At 72.1% G+C, this 18,603-nt stretch carries 14 protein-coding genes; 5 read left to right on the top strand and 9 right to left on the bottom strand.

Annotated elements, in window-relative coordinates; genetic code table 11:
* Positions 1–138 precede the first annotated feature (138 nt).
* From ABT070_RS33980 to ABT070_RS33970, 3 genes are all read left to right on the top strand, one after another.
* Positions 139–1,923, top strand: a complete 1,785-nt coding sequence (locus ABT070_RS33980; protein WP_351766398.1) for a glycoside hydrolase family 3 protein — start codon at positions 139–141, stop codon at positions 1,921–1,923.
* A gap of 124 nt (positions 1,924–2,047) precedes the next feature.
* A complete protein-coding gene (locus ABT070_RS33975; protein WP_451099096.1) occupies positions 2,048–2,680 on the top strand; it encodes a hypothetical protein in 633 nt (210 codons plus the stop codon).
* A gap of 65 nt (positions 2,681–2,745) precedes the next feature.
* The gene (locus tag ABT070_RS33970; protein ID WP_351766394.1) at positions 2,746–3,753 is read left to right on the top strand and encodes a LacI family DNA-binding transcriptional regulator; all 1,008 of its coding nucleotides are present in this window, start codon (positions 2,746–2,748) and stop codon (positions 3,751–3,753) included.
* A gap of 32 nt (positions 3,754–3,785) precedes the next feature.
* Here ABT070_RS33970 and ABT070_RS33965 read toward each other — a convergent pair whose 3' ends face one another.
* From ABT070_RS33965 to ABT070_RS33925, 9 genes are all read right to left on the bottom strand, one after another.
* Positions 3,786–4,601 (bottom strand): carbohydrate ABC transporter permease, encoded by an 816-nt coding sequence (locus ABT070_RS33965; RefSeq protein WP_351766392.1) that lies wholly within the window; start codon positions 4,599–4,601, stop codon positions 3,786–3,788.
* Position 4,602: 1 nt separating this feature from the next.
* Positions 4,603–5,493: a carbohydrate ABC transporter permease gene (locus tag ABT070_RS33960; protein ID WP_351766390.1), complete on the bottom strand. Its 891-nt coding sequence runs from the start codon at positions 5,491–5,493 to the stop codon at positions 4,603–4,605.
* On the bottom strand, positions 5,468–6,793 hold the full coding sequence (locus ABT070_RS33955) for an ABC transporter substrate-binding protein (protein WP_351766388.1): 1,326 nt from the start codon (positions 6,791–6,793) through the stop codon (positions 5,468–5,470). Before ABT070_RS33955 ends, ABT070_RS33960 begins: the two co-directional genes overlap by 26 nt.
* Positions 6,794–6,955: 162 nt before the next feature.
* On the bottom strand, positions 6,956–7,030 hold the full coding sequence (locus tag ABT070_RS33950; protein ID WP_350328511.1) for a putative leader peptide: 75 nt from the start codon (positions 7,028–7,030) through the stop codon (positions 6,956–6,958).
* 100 nt (positions 7,031–7,130) lie between these two features.
* On the bottom strand, positions 7,131–8,561 hold the full coding sequence (locus ABT070_RS33945) for a S28 family serine protease (RefSeq protein WP_351766385.1): 1,431 nt from the start codon (positions 8,559–8,561) through the stop codon (positions 7,131–7,133).
* Positions 8,562–8,681: 120 nt separating this feature from the next.
* On the bottom strand, positions 8,682–9,065 hold the full coding sequence (locus ABT070_RS33940) for a hypothetical protein (RefSeq protein ID WP_351766383.1): 384 nt from the start codon (positions 9,063–9,065) through the stop codon (positions 8,682–8,684).
* A 102-nt stretch (positions 9,066–9,167) separates the two neighbouring features.
* Positions 9,168–12,887 (bottom strand): ABC transporter ATP-binding protein, encoded by a 3,720-nt coding sequence (locus tag ABT070_RS33935; RefSeq protein ID WP_351766381.1) that lies wholly within the window; start codon positions 12,885–12,887, stop codon positions 9,168–9,170.
* Positions 12,888–13,035: 148 nt separating this feature from the next.
* Positions 13,036–14,082: an esterase-like activity of phytase family protein gene (locus tag ABT070_RS33930; protein ID WP_351766379.1), complete on the bottom strand. Its 1,047-nt coding sequence runs from the start codon at positions 14,080–14,082 to the stop codon at positions 13,036–13,038.
* A 57-nt stretch (positions 14,083–14,139) separates the two neighbouring features.
* Positions 14,140–14,991, bottom strand: coding sequence for a serine hydrolase (locus tag ABT070_RS33925; RefSeq protein ID WP_351766377.1), 852 nt, complete (start codon positions 14,989–14,991; stop codon positions 14,140–14,142).
* A gap of 175 nt (positions 14,992–15,166) precedes the next feature.
* Here ABT070_RS33925 and ABT070_RS33920 point away from each other — a divergent pair, with 175 nt between their 5' ends.
* Together ABT070_RS33920 and ABT070_RS33915 are read left to right on the top strand one after the other, a co-directional pair.
* Positions 15,167–17,521 (top strand): mannosyltransferase YkcB-related protein, encoded by a 2,355-nt coding sequence (locus ABT070_RS33920; protein ID WP_351766376.1) that lies wholly within the window; start codon positions 15,167–15,169, stop codon positions 17,519–17,521.
* Between the two features lie 210 nt (positions 17,522–17,731).
* The gene (locus tag ABT070_RS33915) at positions 17,732–18,535 is read left to right on the top strand and encodes an endonuclease I family protein (RefSeq protein WP_351766374.1); all 804 of its coding nucleotides are present in this window, start codon (positions 17,732–17,734) and stop codon (positions 18,533–18,535) included.
* Positions 18,536–18,603 lie beyond the last annotated feature (68 nt).

The raw sequence follows: 18,603 nt of genomic DNA, 5'->3' as shown, positions 1-18,603 counted from the left end.
GCGATCGCTGACCCACCCTCTCCGCCGCACCGCGGCCCGGCAGCCGAGCCGTCATCGGCGCGCCCCCCTCCAATGCGCCGATGGCGGCGCCTCACGCGGGTAGCGTGCGCCACCGGCCCCCCACCGGAAGGAGCGCACATGCCCTCCAGACGCACCGTCCTCGCCGCCGGCGCGGGCGTCACCGCCGCCCTCGCCGTCGGCGGTCCGGCCCACGCGGACGACCCTCGTCCCGGCGAACTCCTCGCCCGCATGACCCTGGAGGAGAAGGTCGGCCAGGTCTTCGTCTCGCGGGTGTACGGCCACTCGGCGACCGCGCCCGACCAGGCCGATCTCGACGCCAACCGCGCCGAACTCGGCGTGCGCACGGCCGCCGAGCTGCTCGCCCGCTACCGGCTCGGCGGGATCATCTACTTCGCCTGGGCGCACAACACCCGCGACCCGCGGCAGATCGCGGACCTCTCCAACGGCATCCAGCGGGCCTCCCTCCAGCAGCCGCGCGGTCTGCCGGTGCTGGTCTCCACCGACCAGGAGCACGGTGCCGTCTGCCGGGTGGGCCGCCCCGCCACCCTCTTCCCGGGCGCCATGGCGATCGGCGCCGGGGGCAGCCGCGCCGACGCCCGTGCCCTCGGCCGCCTCGCCGGCCGCGAGCTGCGGGCGATGGGCATCCGGCAGAACTGCTCCCCGGTGGCGGACGTCAACGTGAACCCGGCCAATCCGGTCATCGGCGTCCGCTCCTTCGGCGCCGACCCGGAAGCGGTGGCCGCCCTGGTCGCGGCGGAGGCCGAGGGCTACCGGGCGGCGGGAGTGGCGGCGACCGCCAAGCACTTCCCCGGGCACGGCGACACCGCCGTGGACAGCCACACCGGCTTTCCCGTCATCACCCACTCACGCGAGGAGTGGGAGACGCTGGACGCGGTGCCGTTCCGGGCGGCGATCGCGGCCGGCGTCGACTCCCTCATGACCGCGCACATCCTGGTGCCCTCCCTCGACGACTCCGGTGACCCCGCCACCCTCTCCGCTCCGATCGTCACCGGCATCCTGCGCGAGAAGCTCGGCTACGACGGGGTGGTGGTCACCGACGCCCTCGACATGGCGGGCGTGCGCACGAAGTACGGCGACGACCGGGTGCCGGTGCTCGCGCTCAAGGCCGGTGTCGACCAGCTCCTCAACCCGCCGGACCTGGACGTGGCCTGGCACGCCGTACTGAAGGCCGTACAGGACGGGGAGCTCACCGAGCGGCGGCTCGACGCGTCGGTCCTGCGGATCCTCCGGCTGAAGGCACGGCTGGGGCTGCTCGACGAACCGTATGTCGGCCCGGCCGAGGCGGTCCGGACGGTCGGGGCGCCGGAGCACCTCGCCGCGGCCGACCGGATCGCCGAGCGGACCACGACGCTGCTGGTCAACGAGGGGCCGCTGCTGCCGCTCTCGCCCCGGACCCACCCCCGGCTCCTGGTGGTCGGCGCCGACCCGGCCTCCCCCACCGGCACCACGGGCCCGCCCACCGGCGTCCTCGCCGCCGCCCTCACCGAACTGGGGTTCACGGCGACGGCCCTGTCCACGGGCACGGCTCCCGCCGCCGGGACGATCGCCGCGGCGGTGACGGCCGCGGGCGGGGCAGACGCCGTGGTGGTCACGACGTACAACGTCACGGCGGCCGACCCGCAGCGGACGCTGGTGGAGCAACTCGCGGCGACCGGACGGCCGGTGGTGGCGGTGGCCGTCCGCAACCCGTACGACGTGGCCCGGCTCCCCTCCGTCCGGGCCTGTGTGGCGGCCTACTCCTGGACCGACGTCGAGCTGCGGGCCGCCGCCCGGGTGATCGCCGGGGCGGTCGCACCGCGCGGGAAGCTGCCGGTGCCCGTGCGGCGGGCGGACGATCCGACGCAGGTGCTGTATCCGATCGGGCACGGCCTGACGTACTAGGCGTACGCCGACCGCCGAGCGCGTCCCCCGCACCACGCGCAAAGCGCCGCGCGCGGCTGGCGTGCGCCCCACGTCGCGGGCCACGCTGGTCAGGCCCTGTCCGCCGGGGCGGGCGGGGGAACCGATGCGCGGCAGACGACGGTCCGTGAGGGTGGTGGCCTGGACACTGACCGCCGCCCTGACCCTGGGCGGGTGCCGGATCCTGTCGTCCGACGGAGCCGGGGCCGGCCCGTCGACCGCGGCGCGGACGCCCTCCTCCCCGGCCCCGTTCCCGGACTTCGGCAGGGAGTTCCTCGCGGTCGGCGAGTGCAGCTCCTTCGGGACGACCAGCTTCACCGAGGTGCCGTGCGCCGGTGAACGGGCCGCGGCCCGGGTCGGCGCCCGGTACGGCGGGAGGATCGCCGAGGGCCCGCTCTGCCCGCCGGCCACCGACTTCGTCCTGCACATCGGCGAGCAGCCCGCGCACGGCGGTACCGGCACGGTCCGGCGGGGCTACGCCTGTATGCGCAACCTCCAGCCGCCCCACCCCGGCGACCCGGGCGCCGGCGGCGGCCCCCGCACGGTCGTCGGCGACTGCGTCTACGGCGCGGGCGGCGGGCAGGTCCACGAGACGGCGTGCGACGGCTCGGGCGCGCGGAAACCGCAGTACCGGGTGGTGCGGGCCGTGGACGACCGGGCGGAGTGCCCGGCGTCCACCGCCCTGTACGTCCAGCTCGGCGGCGGCGCGGATCCGGTGGGGTGCGCGCGGCCGGTGTGAACGGCTGATGTCGGCTGCCCCGGGAACCCGTTCGGCCACCGCGCGCACGGCCGTATGGTGGGCCGATGCGCGCAGGGATCGGGCTCAGGGAGGTCGCCGAGCGGGCCGGGGTGTCCATGCGGACCGTGTCCAACGTGGTCCGCGGCACCGGGCGTTTCTCCGAGACCACGCGCGAGCGCGTGCTGCACGCGGTCGAGGAGCTCGGCTACCGGCCCAACACCGCCGCCCGGCGGCTGCGCACCGGCCGCAGCGGGGTGCTGCTGCTCGCCGTGCCCGACCTGTCCATGCCGTACTTCGCCGAACTGGCCGGACATCTGCTGCGGGAGGCCGCGGGGCACGGCCGCACCCTGCTCGTGGAGGCCACCGGGGGGCGCCCGGAGGCCGAGCTGGAGATCGCCCTCGGCCGGACCGATCCCCTGGTCGACGGGGTGATCCTCAGCCCGCTCGCGCTCGACGACCGGGCCGCCGCACGGGCCGGGTCCACCGCGCCGCTGGTGCTGCTCGGCGAGCGGGTGCACGACCTGCCCTGTCCGCACGTCACCATCGACAACACCGGGGCGGCCCGCGAGGCGACCGCGCACCTGCTGGCCCGCGGCCGCCGCCGGATCGCGGTGATCGGCCGCCAGACCGTGCCGCACGCCGCGACCTCCGCGACCCGTCTGGCCGGTCACCGACAGGCCCTGGAACGGACCGGGCTGCGCTACGACGAGACGCTCGCGCCGCCCGTCGCCGCCTACCACCGGGCCCACGGCGCCGCCGCCATGCACGCCCTCCTCGACCTGCCCGAGCCGCCCGACGCGGTGTTCTGCTTCGCCGACGCGCTGGCCCAGGGCGCCCTGCACGCCGTACGGGAACGGGGGCTGACGGTCCCCGGGGACATCGCGGTCGTCGGTTTCGACGACGTCGAGGAGGCCCGCTACACCGCTCCCCCGCTCACCACGATCGCCCCGGACAAGCGGGAACTGGCCCGGCTGGCGGTGACGGCCCTCGTGGACCGGACCGGCGGGCGGGCCCCGGCCGGGTCCTCGGTGCTGACCGCCGGACACCGGCTCGTCGTCCGGGACAGCACCTAGGCCGGGGCCCGGGACACCCCGGTCCCCGGCCCCTACCCCCGTACCGCGCCCGCCGTCAGCCCCGACACGAAGTGGCGCTGGAGCAGCACGTACACCACGACCACCGGCGCCGACGCGATGACGACCCCGGCGAACAGCAGCGGGTACCGGGTGAGGAACTCGCCCTGGAAGTCGAGCAGGGCCAGCGGCAGCGTGCGGTGTTCCCGGGAGCGGACGAACAGCAGCGGGTACAGCAGGTCGTTCCAGTCCATGACGAACAGGAAGATGCCGGTGGTGGCGAGGGCCGGGCGGGTCAGCGGGAGCGCGATCGAGCGGAACGCCCGCAGCGGGCCCGCGCCGTCCAGTTCCGCGGCCTCGTACAGCTCCTCCGGGATCGTGCGCAGGAACGCGCCGAGGATGAACACGGCCGTCGGCAGTGTCATCGTCGTGTCGACGAGGACCAGACCGAGGAGGCTGTCGGTGAGGCCGAGCCGGTCGAAGAGGACGTACTGCGGGACGATCGCCGCCTGGGCGGGCACGGCGAGTCCCGCCACCAGCACGCCGAACACCGCCCAGCCCGCCCGGCCGGGCACCCGGGCACAGAAGAACGCGGCCAGGCTCGCGACGACCAGGGTCAGCAGCACCGCGCCCGCCGTGACGACGAGGCTGTTGGCGAACGCGGCGCCGAGTCCCCCCTCGTCCACCGCCCGGCGGTAGTTGTCGAGGGTCGGCGAACCCGGCGGCGACAGCGGGGAGTCGAAGAGCTGCGGCAGCGTCTTGAAGGTGCCGAACAGCACGACGAGCAGCGGCAGGACGACGGCCGTCGCGCCCAGCGCGAGCACCACGGGTCGGATGGTCTTGTGCAGCACGTCAGGCAGCCCTCCGCAGCGCCCGCCGCTGCACCCAGGTGAGCAGCGCGATCAGCGCCATGAACACCAGGGACTGGGCGGCCGCGTAGCCGAACTCGTTGTTGGAGAAGGTGGTGTAGACGCGGGTGGAGAGCAGGTCGAGGGCCGGTCCCGGCGGGTTCCCGCCGAGCCCGAGCACCAGGTCGAAGGCCTTGAAGGACTGGACGGTGGTGTACGCGACGACGATTCCCGTGGCGGGGGCGACGAGCGGCCAGGTGATGTGGCGGAAGCTGTCCCAGCGGCCCGCGCCGTCCAGCTCGGCGGCCTCGTACAGCTCCTTGGGTATCGCCTGGAGTCCGGCGATGTAGACGACCATCATCTGGCCCGCGTGGAACCAGACCTGGGTCACCGCCAGCCAGAACACGGCCGTGTCCGGGTTGCCGAGGTACACCGACTGCCAGGAGTCCAGACCCACCGCGCGCAGGCCCGAGTTGAGCAGCCCGCCGTCCGGGTCGTAGACGAACCGCCACACGAAGGCGACGGAGACCGAGGACAGCACGGTGGGGAGGAAGAACAGGGCCCGCAGCAGGGTCGAGACCCGCGTCGTGCGGACCAGGTACAGCGCGAGCAGCAGGGCCAGGGCCGTCTGGGCGACGACCACGGTCAGCGTCAGCTTGAGGTTGTTCTCCGCCGCGTTGCGGAACACGTCGTCGCCGGTGGCGAGTTCGCGCAGGTTGCGCAGGCCGACGTTGTCATAGGTGGTGCTGTAGCCGTCCCAGTCGGTCAGCGCGTACTGCGCCGCCTGGACGGTGGGGTAGACGAAGAAGAACAGGTAGAGGGCCAGCGCGGGCACCGGGAAGAGCCACAGTGCCCGCGCCGCGCGGTGGCTACGCGCGCTTCTGGTCGATGACACGCTGGGCCTCCTCGGCCGCCTGCGCCGGCTTCTTCCCCCCGACGACGGCCACGGTCGCGTTCTCGACGGCCGTGCGGATGTCGAGGTTCAGGAACTGGAAGCGGGGTGCGAGCAGCGTCTTCCTCGTCAGCCAGGGTGCGACGGCCTTGAGGTCGGTGTTGGTGTACTCGACGCCCTGGACGGTGACGTGCTGGCCGGTGCCGTTGGCGTAGACGCCCGCGTTGGCCGGGTCGCTGAGGAACTCCAGGAAGGCGTAGGCGGCGGGCTGGACCTTCGAGGCACTGTTCACGCCGAGGACGAAGGTGGTGTTGAAGACACCCTCGTACCTGGCCTCGCCGGCCGCGGTGGTGATCGGCGCGACGAGGTCGAAGGGAAACTTCGCGCCGAGCGCGCGCACGCCCGCCATCTGGAAGGACCCGGTGGCCAGCAGGCCCGCCTTGCCCTGCGCGAACAGCTGGGTGACGGCGTCCGTGGTGGAGCCGGTGGCGCGCGCCTGAAGGTACGGGACGAGCTGGGCGTACTGCTCCAGCGTGGTGAGGAACCAGTCGTCCGTGACCTTGTAGGCGCCCGACTCGATCTTCGTGAACGCGTCGTCGGCCGGCGCGTTGTTCATGACCATCGTGTTGAGCAGCTGGCCCGCGTTGGCCGCGTCGCCGCCGGGCCAGGCGAGCGGGGTGTAGCCCTTGGCCTTGAGGTCGTCCAGCAGTTGGAGGAAGCCGTCCCAGTCGGTCGGCGCGGCCGTGTGGCCCGCCTTGTCGAGGGCGTCGGTGTTGGCGAGCGGCATGTTGAAGACCAGCTGGTAGGGCAGCCCGTACTGGACGCCGGCCTGGGCGCCGGGACCTATGAGGTTCGCCTGGTAGTCGCCGACGACGGCCGTGCCGGTCAGCGGCGCGTACACGCCGGCCTTGACGATCTGCTGGAACTGCGCGCCCCGGAACGCCGTGAACAGGTCACCGGTCTTCGAGCCCTGGATGCGGCGCAGGGCGGTCGACTGGTAGTCGGCGGAGGGAGCGATGTCCTGCTCGACCGCGGCGTCCGGGTACTTCCGCGCGAACGCCTTGATCAGGTCCGCGATCACCGCCTTGTCCTCGGCCCGCCAGTGGGCGAAGGAGACGGTCCCCTCGGGGGTGCCGGAGGTGGCGAGGGCGGCGGGGGAGGCACTGGAGGACGTCGCCCCCGAGCCGCCGCCGGGACCGGCGCAGGCGGCAGCGGCGAGGCCGAGGCCGGCGGCGCCGAACAGGCGCAGCGCTGCTCTTCTGTCGAGGGAACGGGGAGAGGACATGGCGAACTTGGCGGACATGGCGGAATTCCTTAGACGGGGCCGGACGCGCTCGCCGCACCGGGTCGCTCATGATGCAACGTTGAATCACGTCAGAGACGGAATACCGCGGGCGCACGACGGAGGGAGATACGGCGGAGGGCGGAGAAGAGGGAAGCGGGCGCCGGGAAAAGGGCGCGCGGATCAGCTACACAGCGCGGTGGCGACCCTGAGCAGGTCGATGTGCGCGCGCTTCACGAGCTCGACGCCGGATTCCATGGGGCGGGACTATACACACCGCCGGTGAACGGCACGACGGCCGACCGGCATGTGAGCCGGCCGGCCGTCGGGGCCCCTGTACGCGGGGAGTTGACGGGTGTCACGGGCGCAGCGCGGGCTCCCGCTCCACGTCCCGGACGTCCAGCCTCGCGTCGAACCTCGCCAGCGGCTCGGCCCGGGAGACCGCGCTGGGCGCGACGCCCGCCCAGGCCAGGATCCGGGCCGTGGCCAGCGCCTTCTGGTCGGCGACCAGGCCGGCGACGTTGGCGCCGTGGTTCAGGCCGGGGGCCGTGAAGACGTAGCTGTCCTTCGCGCCCTTGCCGAGCCCGAAGCGTTCCGCGCCCCACGGGTCGTTCTGGCCGTAGACGAAGAGCATGTGGTGGGCGTTGTGCCTGACCCACGTGTCGACGTCACGCATCGCCCGCGGCTGGAACCTCATGCCGATGTCGCGGGGGACGAAGTTGCGCGGGGGCTGGTAGCCGTAGCGGATGTACTTCTTCTCGATGGACGGGAAGTGGATGGTGGGGGCGCCCAGTTGGGTGCCCGCCTGGTAGTAGTACGGGGTGTACGGGGACAGGCCCTGGTCCGTGTAGAACGAGAAGCCCGAGATCGTGTCGATGGACGTCCAGATCTCGTCGTCCGTCGCCGTGGCCGCGTCCGCCGGGATCGACGCGCAGTCGGACAGCAGGCTGTACTGCCAGAAGCCCCAGACGTAGTCGAGGACGACCGCCTCGTAGGCACGGTCCAGGCTGCCGACGGTGGCGAACGTGTAGCCGTTCTCCGCCGCGTACGACGCGTACTTCTGCTCCAGCGGCTCCCTGCGCACCAGCGCCTCACGCTGTACGGCGTTCAGGCGGTCGCGGCACTCCTCGGTGCCGACGTTCGCGAAGAAGCGGTCGTAGGCGGAGTCCTCGTCGTTGACGACGTCGTTGGGGGCCACGTAGGCCACCACGCCGTCCATGTCCCCGGGGTAGAAGCGCTCGTAGTAGGTCGCCGTCATGCCGCCCTTGGAACCGCCCGTGGAGATCCAGTTCTTGGTGTAGATCTTCTTCAGCGCCTTGAAGATGCGGTGCTGGTCGCTCGCCGCCTGCCAGATGTCCAGCTTGGACCAGTCGGCGGGGTCGGGGCGGGAGGGCGTGAAGAAGCGGTACTCCATGGAGACCTGGTTGCCGTCCACGATCTGGGTGGGCTCGCGGCGGCTGGGGGTGGTGGAGACGTTGTAGCCGCCGGTGTAGAAGACCGTGGGGCGCGCGGTGTCCTTGTGCAGCACGGTGATCCGCTGCTGGAACGTGCCCTTGGCGGGGTGCCGGTGGTCCACCGGCTGGGTGTAGTTCAGGACGAAGTAGCGGTAGCCGGGGTACGGCTTCTCCTCGATCAGGCTCATACCCGGTACGGCGAGGAGCTGGTCCTTGATGTCCGTGCCGGCGGTGGCCTTGGGCTCGGCGGCGGTGGCCGCCCCTGCCGTGGCCGCCGTGCTCAAGGTGCCTATGAGCACCGTGAGCGCCAGCAGCCATCTGAGCGCCTTGCGCATGCGCGTGCACCCTCCCTGTGAGACAGATGTGCGTCGCCGGAAGCTATCGGAGCAACACCCGTCACACCAGAGGGGGTTGACGCGTCACGTCGATCGGCCGTGGTGGATTCGGCCGAGGAGTCAGCAGAACAGCCAGCCCGAGCGGTACGAACCGCCGGCCACCGCGCCCGTCACCCGCACGCACCGGTGCCCCGCGTAGACCCTGGCCGGCGGGGAACTGCGCGTGTGCTTCCGCGACTTCGACACGGCGACATGACCGCGCGCCTGCACGCTCACCGAGATCAGCCGCTTGGTGCCGGGATGCTTCTGGACGGTGACGGCACAGACGTAGCCGCCGTCCTTGTAGACCAGCACGGAGCCGGTGGAGAAGGACAGGGTCCGCACCTTGCGGCCCGTGCAGGACGCGGCGGAGGTCGCGGCCTGAGCACTGCCCGGCGCGGCGACGGCGAGCAGCCCGGACACGATCAGCAGGGCCAGCCCGAGCACGAGCCGCCGGACCGTCACGCTTCTCGCACCTGTGCCCACGGTCCCCGCCCCTCCCACGCCCGTCGTACTCCCGATCGCCGTACTGATGTACGGACGCACGACGCGCGCCGAATGGTTGCCTCACACCGCCGCGGGCTCGTCCTCGCCGACGAAAGTGCGCCAGAGCCGGGCGTACCGTCCGCCCAGGGCCAGGAGCTCGTCATGGGTGCCGTCCTCCACGACCTGTCCGTGGTCCATGAGGACGACGCGGTCCGCTCGGGCGGCGGTGGTCAGGCGGTGCGCCACGACCAGGGTGGTGCGGCGGCCGGCCAGGCGGTCCGTGGCCTGGTTGACCTGGGCTTCCGTGGCCAGGTCGAGGGCGGCCGTCGCCTCGTCGAGGAGCAGGACGTCCGGGTCGACGAGCTCGGCGCGGGCCAGCGCGATCAGCTGGCGCTGGCCGGCGGAGAGGTTGCGGCCGCGCTCGGCGACCTCGTGGAGGTAGCCGCCGTCGAGGGTGGCGATCATCTCGTGCGCGCCCACCGCACTGGCCGCCGCCTCCACCTCGGCGTCGGTGGCGTCGGGCCGGCCGTAGGCGATGGCGTCGCGGACCGTGCCGGGGAACAGGTACGCCTCCTGCGGGACGACGCCCAGCCGGTGGCGGTACGAGGTGAGGTCGAGGGAGCGCAGGTCCGTGCCGTCGACGGTGACCCGGCCGCCGGTGGGGTCGTAGAACCGGGCCACCAGCTTGACCAGGGTCGACTTGCCCGCGCCGGTCTCGCCGACGAAGGCGACGGTCTGGCCGGCCGGGATGCTCAACTCGATTCCGGTCAGGGCCTCTTCCTCCTCGCCGTACCTGAAGTGCACGTCCTCGAAGGCGATCTCGCCGCGCAGCGAGAGGACCTCGCGCGGCTCGTCGGCGGACTTGGTGGACGTCGGTTCCCGGAGCAGTTCCTGGATCCGGCCCAGGGAGACGGTCGCCTGCTGGTAGCCGTCGAAGACCTGGGAGAGCTGCTGGACGGGGGCGAAGAACAGGTCGATGTAGAGGAGGTACGCGACCAGCGCGCCGGTGGTGAGGGTCGCCGCGTCCACCCGGCCCGCGCCCGCGACCAGGACCGCCGCCGCCGCGACGGACGACAGCAGCTGCACGAACGGGAAGTAGATCGAGATCAGCCACTGGCCCCGGATACGCGCCTGGCGGTAGCTGTCACTGCGCTGCGCGAACCGTGCCGCGCCGTCCCGCTCGCGCCCGAAGGCCTGCACGATCCTGAGCCCGGACACCGACTCCTGGAGGTCGGCGTTGACCGTCGACACGCGCTCGCGGGCGAGTTCGTACGCCTTCACGCTGGCCCTGCGGAAGAAGTACGTGGCGACGACCAGGGGCGGCAGCGTCGCGAAGACGACCAGCGCGAGCTGTACGTCGATGACCAGCAGGGCGCCCATGATGCCGAAGAAGGTGACGACCGAGACGAAGGCCGTGACCAGGCCGGTCTGCAGGAAGGTGGAGAGGGCGTCGACGTCGGTCGTCATCCGCGTCATGATCCGGCCGGTCAGCTCCCGCTCGTAGTAGTCGAGTCCGAGACGCTGGAGCTGGGCGAAGATCTTCAGCCGGAGGGTGTAGAGGACGCGTTCGCCGGTGCGGCCGGTCATCCGGATCTCGCCGGTCTGCGCGATCCACTGCACCAGCACGGCGAGCAGCGCGAGCAGCGAGGCCGCCCAGACGGCGCCCAGCGCGGCCCGGGTCACGCCCTGGTCGATGCCGTGCCGGATCATCACCGGCAGCAGCAGGCTCGTCCCGGCGTCGACGGCGACCAGGCCGAGGCTGACGAGGAGGGGTGCGCCGAAGCCGCGCAGCAGCCGGCGCAGGCCGTACGACGCCTCCGGCCGGACCGCCTGCCGCTCGTCGACGTCGGGGGTGCCGACGGCCGGGGGCAGCGCCTCGATCTGGGCGAGCAGCCCGGGGGTGGCCGGCATCCCGGCGAGGGCGGTCTCCTTGGGCTCCCGGTCTCCTGTCCACAGCCGGGGGGTCACCCCGCGCTCGGCGTCGAACTCGGCGTCCAGTTCCTCGCGGACGGAGGTGTCCTCGCCCGGCACCGCCGGCCGGGCGTGGCCGGGCGAGACCCCGCCGAGCTCGTCGGGGTCGGTGAGCAGCCGGCGGTAGAGCGCGGAGCGCTCCTGGAGTTCCTCGTGGGTACCGAGGTCGGCGAGCCGTCCGGCGTCCAGGACGGCGATGCGGTCGGCGAGGTTGAGGGTGGAGCGGCGGTGCGCGATGAGCAGGGTCGTACGGCCCTGCATGACCTGTTTGAGGGCCTCGTGGATCTCGTGCTCGACCGCCGCGTCGACGGCGGAGGTCGCGTCGTCGAGGACCAGCAGGCGCGGGTCGGTGAGGATCGCGCGGGCGAGCGCGACCCGCTGGCGCTGGCCGCCGGAGAGGGTGAGGCCGTGTTCGCCGACCGTCGTGTCGTAGCCCAGGGGCAGCTCGGCGATGAACCGGTCGGCCTGTGCGGCACGGGCGGCGGCCTCGATCTGCTCCTGGGTGGCGTCGGGACGGCCGTACGCGATGTTGGCGCGGACGGTGTCGGAGAAGAGGAACGAGTCCTCGGGGACCAGGCCGATCGCGGCGCGCAGCGAGTCGAGGGTGAGCTCGCGGACGTCGTGACCGCCGATGAGGACGGCGCCCCGGCCGACGTCGTAGAAGCGGGGCAGGAGGAGGGAGACGGTGGACTTGCCCGAGCCGGAGGAGCCCACCACCGCGAGGGTCTCGCCGGGGCGGATCTCGAAGGTCAGGCCGTCGAGGACGGGCCGGCCGGGGTCGTAGCCGAAGCTCACGTCGTCGAACTCGACGGTGGCGGGGGCGTCGGCGGGCAGCGCCTTGGTGCCGTCCTTCATCGACGGCTCGGTGTCGATCAGTTCCAGGACGCGTTCGGTGCCCGCGCGGGCCTGCTGGCCGACCGTGAGGACCACGGCGAGCATCCGCACCGGGCCGACGAGCTGGGCGAGGTAGGTGGAGAAGGCGACGAAGGTACCGAGGGTGATGTGGCCGCCCACGGCCAGCCAGCCGCCGAGTGCCAGCATGGCGACCTGGCCGAGGGCGGGGACGGCCTGGAGGGCGGGGGTGTAGGCCGAGTTCAGGCGGATCGTGCGCAGCCGGCCGGCGAAGAGCCGGCGGCCGACCTCGCGCAGTTTGCCGGTCTCCTGGTCCTCCTGGCCGAACCCCTTCACGACCCGTACGCCGCTGACGGCTCCGTCGACCACGCCCGCGACGGCCGCCGCCTGGGCCTGGGCGTACCAGGTGGCGGGGTGGAGCTTGGTGCGGCTGCGCCGGGCGATGTACGCGAGGGCGGGCGCCACGGCGAGGGCGACCAGGGTGAGCGGGAGGGACAGCCAGGCCATGATGATCAGGGAGATCAGGAAGAGGAGCAGGTTCCCGATCGTCATCGGGAGCATGAAGAGCAGACCCTGGATGAGCTGGAGGTCGCTGGTGGCGCGGCCCACGACCTGGCCGGTGGACAGCTCGTCCTGACGCCGGCCGTCGAGGCGGGTGATCGTCTCGAACATCGCGGTCCGCAGGTCGTGCTGGACGGCGAGAGCGAGTCGGCCGCCGTAGTAGCGGCGGACGTAGGTGAGGACGTAGACGAGGACGGCGGCGGCGATCAGGGCGCCCGCCCAGGGGCCCATGTCCCGGGTGTGGTCGCCGATCACATCGTCGATGATCACCTTGGTGACCAGCGGGACCAGTGCCAGGACGGCCATGCCGGCGAGCGAGGAGCCCAGCGCGAGCAGGACGTCCACCCGGTGACCCCAGGCGTACCCGGCCAGTCTGCGCGCCCAGCCTCGCCGCTGCTCCCCCTGCTGCACTGCCACGCCGGTGCCTTCCTGTCGTCCCGGCCGTCCCGGTCGTCCGGGTCGTCCTGGTCTGCCGGAAGGCACCAACGCCGTCAGAAGCGGATTTCATCCCTCCGCAACAATCGGGGACACACGGTCACAGTCGGTCAGCGGCGGCCGGAGGCGGTCAGAGGCGTATGCGCAGCCGGTAGAAGCGGGTCGTCTGTGCCGCGTTCTGGTTGTCGTCGCTGGCCAGGAGCACCTCCAGGCGGCCCTTGGCGCGGCCCGTGACCACCATGGCCTCGATGTTGTCGAGCAGCGGGTTCGGCTGTGGCTGCTTGGCAGTCGCTCCCAGTGACGGGCAGTTCACGATGTCGGCGAGGAGTGTCTTCTTCACCAGGCGCACGCCGGCCTGGCCGGTGAGGTTCTCGACGCCGCCGGTGTCCGTGGCGTGGCGGGGGTCGGCCAGGTAGAGGCGGACCGTGTTGCCGACGCCGGAGGTGAAGCCGCGCTCCAGGACGAGCAGCCGGCCGTCGGGCAGGGCCTGGACCTCGGGGACGCCGAGGCCGGAGTCGGTGCGGTAGGCGTACTGGGCCGCGAGCGCGAACCGGCCGTGGTGCCGCTGCCAGGTCTGGAAGCGGACGATGCCCGCGCTGTCTCCGGAGATCGCGTACTCCATCGACGCGAGGAGGGTGCGTCCGCCGGGCAGCAGCGTCAGCCCCTCGAAGGTCTGGTTGGACGTGGCGCGGCCGGCCGGGGCGACGAGGAGCGAGGACGGGACCGGGAGGCGTTCGAGGATCTTGCCGTCGCGGCCGTAGCGGCGGACGGACGGCTCGGTCTCGGAGGTGATCAGCCGGGTGCCGTCCCGGTCGACGGCGAGACCCTCGCTGTCGAGCGCGGCCCCGCTTTCGTCGGCGAGCGGGACGACCGACTTCGGGGCGAGGGTCCCGGCGTCCAGGCCGAAGAGCGCGGAGCGGTCGGAGAGGGCCGCGAGGGAGCCGTCCCCGTCCAGGGCGAGCGCGGAGAGGTTGCCGACGAAGGTGCCGTCGAAGGTCGTCTTGTCGAGGGCGTCGGAGAAGCCGTCGAGGGAGACGGCGGGTGAACAGGCGTGGCCCGTGGCCGAGCCGGCTGCGCTGTTCGTGGCCGGGTGGGCGTTCGCGGGCCCGGCGGCGGTGAGGGTGGTGGCCGCCGCCAGGCCGGCGGTGAGGGTGGCGAGTACGGTTCGCAGGCGCATGGGCGTCACCGTAGGCCGGGTCGGTGACGTGCGGTGGGACACCGCGTAAAGGCTCGCTCAGGAAGCGGCCAGGTCCTTGTGGATGACCTTGGCGACGCCCTGAATGGTCGTGATGCCGTAGTTCATCGTGCTGTTGCCGTGGGTGAGGACGGTCATGACGTAGTCGTGGCCGCCGCCCTTGAACGTGCCGACGCTGTGCACCCGCCAGCCGTGCGTGGCGCGCGACAGCCACCCGTTCTTGACGTGCCAGCTGACCCCGGCCGGCCTGCCGTAGGGGGTGCCCCAGCGCTGCGACGGGACGACCTGGCCCATCAGCGTGTTGACGTAGGCGCGCGAGGCGTCGGTGAGGACCGTGTTCTTGGCGGTGAGCAGTTTCAGCAGCTTCTGCTCGTCGGTGACGGTGATCTGGGTCAGGCCCCAGTAGTTGTTCGCGCCCGGCTTGGTCTGCGTCATCTTCGCGGCCGTCAGGAAGTTCTTGATCTTCGTGACGCCGAGCTGCTTCCACAGGGTGGAGGTGGAGGCGTTGTCCGACTTGGTGATCATGGCCGTGGCGAGGGTCTTCTCACGGCTGGTCAGCGCCCGGCCGGTCTTCTGCGCGTCCCACAGCAGCGCGGAGAGGACGGTGACCTTGACGACGCTGGCCGAGTCGTAGGCGGTGGAGGCACGCAGGGTGCAGGTGGTGTTGGTGGTGCGGTCGTAGAGGCCGACGGCGACCGTGCCCTTGCGGTTCGCGAGCGCGGCGGTGATGTCCTTCTTCAGCTTGGCCGCCAGCCCGGCCTTGGCCGACGTACAGCTCACGGTGGGCGTGGCGGCCGAGGCGGGTGCGGCGGCGGCCACGCCGGTTATGAGGACGCCGGCGGTGAGCCCGGCGCCGAGCAGCCTTGTGCTTCTTCGTGTCCGGTGAGTCATGACCTGTTGACACACGGGTTCGTACGAAAGGTTGTACGTATCGCCGAGGTCGTACGCCTCACCTCGGGTGTTGGGGAAAGCCTGGGCAACCCGTTACCGCGGCCTGTGCGTTCTCACAGGCGACGGCCAGCCTGACCACAGCGACCACCCACAACGGCCGTACAGCATGCGCAGGGTGACATCTGCCACCGATCCCCTCCCCCACCCGACCGTGCCCCCCGCCGTGTCCGCGGACCGGCCGCCGCCGACGGCCTCCGAGACGGCTCCCCCGGCACCCCCGCCGGACAGGGCGCCGCGCTGGTCGCTGCCCGCGCTGATCGCGATCATGGTCCTGGCGGCGGTGCTCTACTCCTGGAACCTGTCCGGGTCGAGCCTCAACAGCTTCTACAGCTCCGCGATCTACAGCGGTACGCAGAGCTGGAAGGCGTGGTTCTTCGGCTCGCTGGACGCCGGGAACTTCATCACCGTCGACAAGCCGCCGTTCGCGCTCATGATCATGGGCCTGTCCTGCCGGATCTTCGGTTTCGGCACCTGGCAGATGATGCTGCCGGAGGTGGCGGCGGCGCTGGGCACGATCTGGATCCTGCACTCGTCCGTGAAGCGGGTCTTCGGCCACGCGGCCGCCGCCGTCGCGGCCCTCGTGCTCGCGCTGACGCCGATCACCGTCGCCATCAACCGCGACAACAACCCCGACACGATCCTGGTGCTGCTGATGGTGGCGGGCGCCGCTCTCGCGCTGCGCGCCACGCGCGACGACCGGCTGCTGCCGCTCCTCGGCTCCGCGGCCTGCTTCGGGCTCGCCTTCAACACCAAGATGCTCCAGGGCTACATCGCCCTGCCCGCCGTCTTCGCCGTCTACCTGTTCGCGTCGCGGCTCGGCTGGAAGAAGAAGGCCGTGAACCTGGCGCTGGCCGCCGTGGCACTGGCCGTCGCCAGTTTCTGGTGGGCGACGGCCGTGTCCCTGGTGCCCGCCGACGACCGGCCGTACATCGGCGGTTCGACCGACGGCAGCGCCTGGGACCTGATCATGGGCTACAACGGCCTGGGCCGCGTCCTCGGCGGCGAGGGCAACGGCGGGGGCGGCGGAGGCGGTGGCTCCTTCGCCGGAACCGCGGGCATCGGCCGGATGTTCAACGACGTCCTCGGCGGCCAGATCTCCTGGCTGATCCCCTTCGCGGGCCTCGCGCTCGTCGCCGGCCTGGTGCTGCGCGGCCGGGCCCCGCGCACCGACCCGATCCGCGCCGCCCTGGTGCTGTGGGGCGGCTGGCTGGTGCTGCACTACCTGACCTTCGCCATGGCCGAGGGCACCATGCACCCGTACTACACGACCGCGCTCGCCCCGGGCATCGCGGCGCTGTGCGGGGGCGGCGGCGTCATGCTGTGGCGCGCCCTGCGCGGCGGTGACGCCCGCTGGTCGTGGGTGCTGCCCGTGGGGCTCGCGGTCACCGGCGGCTGGGCGATCGTGCTGCTGCGGCGCGCCACCGGCTGGAACACCTGGCTGTGGCCGGCCGTCGGCGTGGTCATGGTCCTCGCGATCGTGGGCCTGTTCGTCCTGCGGTCCGCGAGCTCCGGCACCGCGGTCCGGCTGCTCGGCGCGTCCGTCGCCGCGGCGATCGTGGCGGCCCTCGCCGGTCCGACGGCGTACGCCGCCTCGCCCGCGTTCGGTTCTTCCAGCGGCATGATGGGCGGCACCAACCCGACCGCGGGTCCGTCCACGGGTGGCGGCATGGGCGGTCCCGGCGGCGGCGGTGGCCGGGGCGGCGGCGGCAACGGCGGTCCCGGTGGCCAGGCGCCCGGCGGCACGCAGCAGGGCGGCCAGGCGAACGGCGAGTTCCCGGGCGGCGGGGGCGGCCAGATGACGCCGGGCGGCGGCAACGGCGAACTCCCGCAGGGCGGTGGCGCCCCCAGCGGCGCGCCGAGCGGCGGCCAGAGCGGCCAACAGGGCGGCGCGAACGGGGAGTTCCCCGGCGGCGCCCAGGCCGGCGGCGAGAGCGGCACGGCTCCGGGCGGCGGCACCGGCGGGGGGCCCGGCGGCGGTACGGGTGGCGGCGGCATGGGCGGTGGCGGCACGGGCGGCGCCGACAGCGAGCTCATCTCGTACCTGGAGAAGCACCAGGACGGCGCCACCTGGCTGATCGCGGTCTCCAACTCGCAGAGCGCGGGCCAGATGATCCTCAGCAGCGGCAAGCCCGTCATCTCCATGTGGGGCTTCACCGGCAGCGACCAGGCGATGACCCTCGCCAAGCTCAAGGAGCTGGTGAAGAAGGGCGAGCTGCACTACATCCAGCTCGGCGGCGGCGGTATGGGCGGCAACAGCAGCCTGAACCAGGAGATCACCGCCTGGGTGCAGAAGAACGGCACGGCGGTGAAGGAGAGCGCCTACAGCTCGACGGCGAGCTCCGCGTCCGGCTCGGGCACCGCGTCCGGGTCCGGCTCCGGGACCTCCGGATCGGACGCCTCGGGCACGGACACCTCGGCGCAGAGCAACCAGTCGACGGTCTACCGACTGGACGCCTCGGACGTGAGCTGACCGCCACGGCCCAACGGAACGGAACGGCCCCCGACATGACGGTCGGGGGCCGTTTCGGCGTGAGAAAGCGCGTTCAACTCGCGTAGACAAGGGGCAATTTGCCGGTTCCTGTCACCTGATAGACATGTCAGATTCATTGCCATGACCGCATGTGCATGTCACTCTCCCGATTGCCGCCTCCAATCAACCCGCGTAGATCGGACACCCCACATGCTGGCGACACGCATACGCCGATGGAAGTCGGTGGCGCTTGCCACCACTGCCGTCCTGGTCGGTCTCACCGCGCCCGCGCTCACCGCGACCCCCGCCGCGGCGACCACGACGGCATACGACTCGACGTACTACAAGAACGCGGTCGGCAAAACGGGTACGAGCCTGAAGTCCTCGCTGCACACGATCATCAGCAGCCAGACGAAGATCTCGTACTCCGCGGTCTGGGACGCCCTGAAGGCCACCGACCAGGACCCGAACAACAGCAGCAACGTGATCCTGCTGTACAGCGGTGTCTCGCGCAGCAAGTCCCTCAACGGCGGTGACGTCGGCGACTGGAACCGCGAGCACACCTGGGCCAAGTCCCACGGCGACTTCGGCGAGGTGACCGGTCCGGGCACGGACCTGCACCACCTGCGTCCCGCGGACGTCCAGGTCAACAGCATCCGCGGCAACCTGGACTTCGACAACGGCGGCAGCGCGGTCACCAACGGCGGCGGCAGCACCGTCGACTCCGACTCCTTCGCGCCGCGCGCCGCGGACCGGGGCGACGTGGCCCGCATGATCCTGTACATGGCCGTGCGCTACGAGGGTGACGACGGCTTCGCCAACCTGGAGCCCAACGAGAAGGTCGGCAACGGCAGCAACCCCTACATGGGCAAGCTCTCCGTCCTCAAGGCGTGGAACGAGGCGGACCCGCCGAGCGCCTTCGAGGAGAAGCGCAACCAGGTCATCTACGACACCTACCAGCACAACCGCAACCCGTTCATCGACCACCCGGAGTGGGTCGAGGCGATCTGGTAGCAGCTGGAGCGCGACCGTGAAGGGGCCGGACTTCCCTTGATTCCAAGGGGGTTCGGTCCCTTTCGGCG

The organism is Streptomyces sp. NPDC002884 (genome assembly GCF_040295245.1).
Taxonomy (GTDB): Bacteria; Actinomycetota; Actinomycetes; order Streptomycetales; family Streptomycetaceae; genus Streptomyces.
Note: the sequence above shows the minus strand (reverse complement) of the source record. Positions and strands in the feature narration are given on the sequence as shown.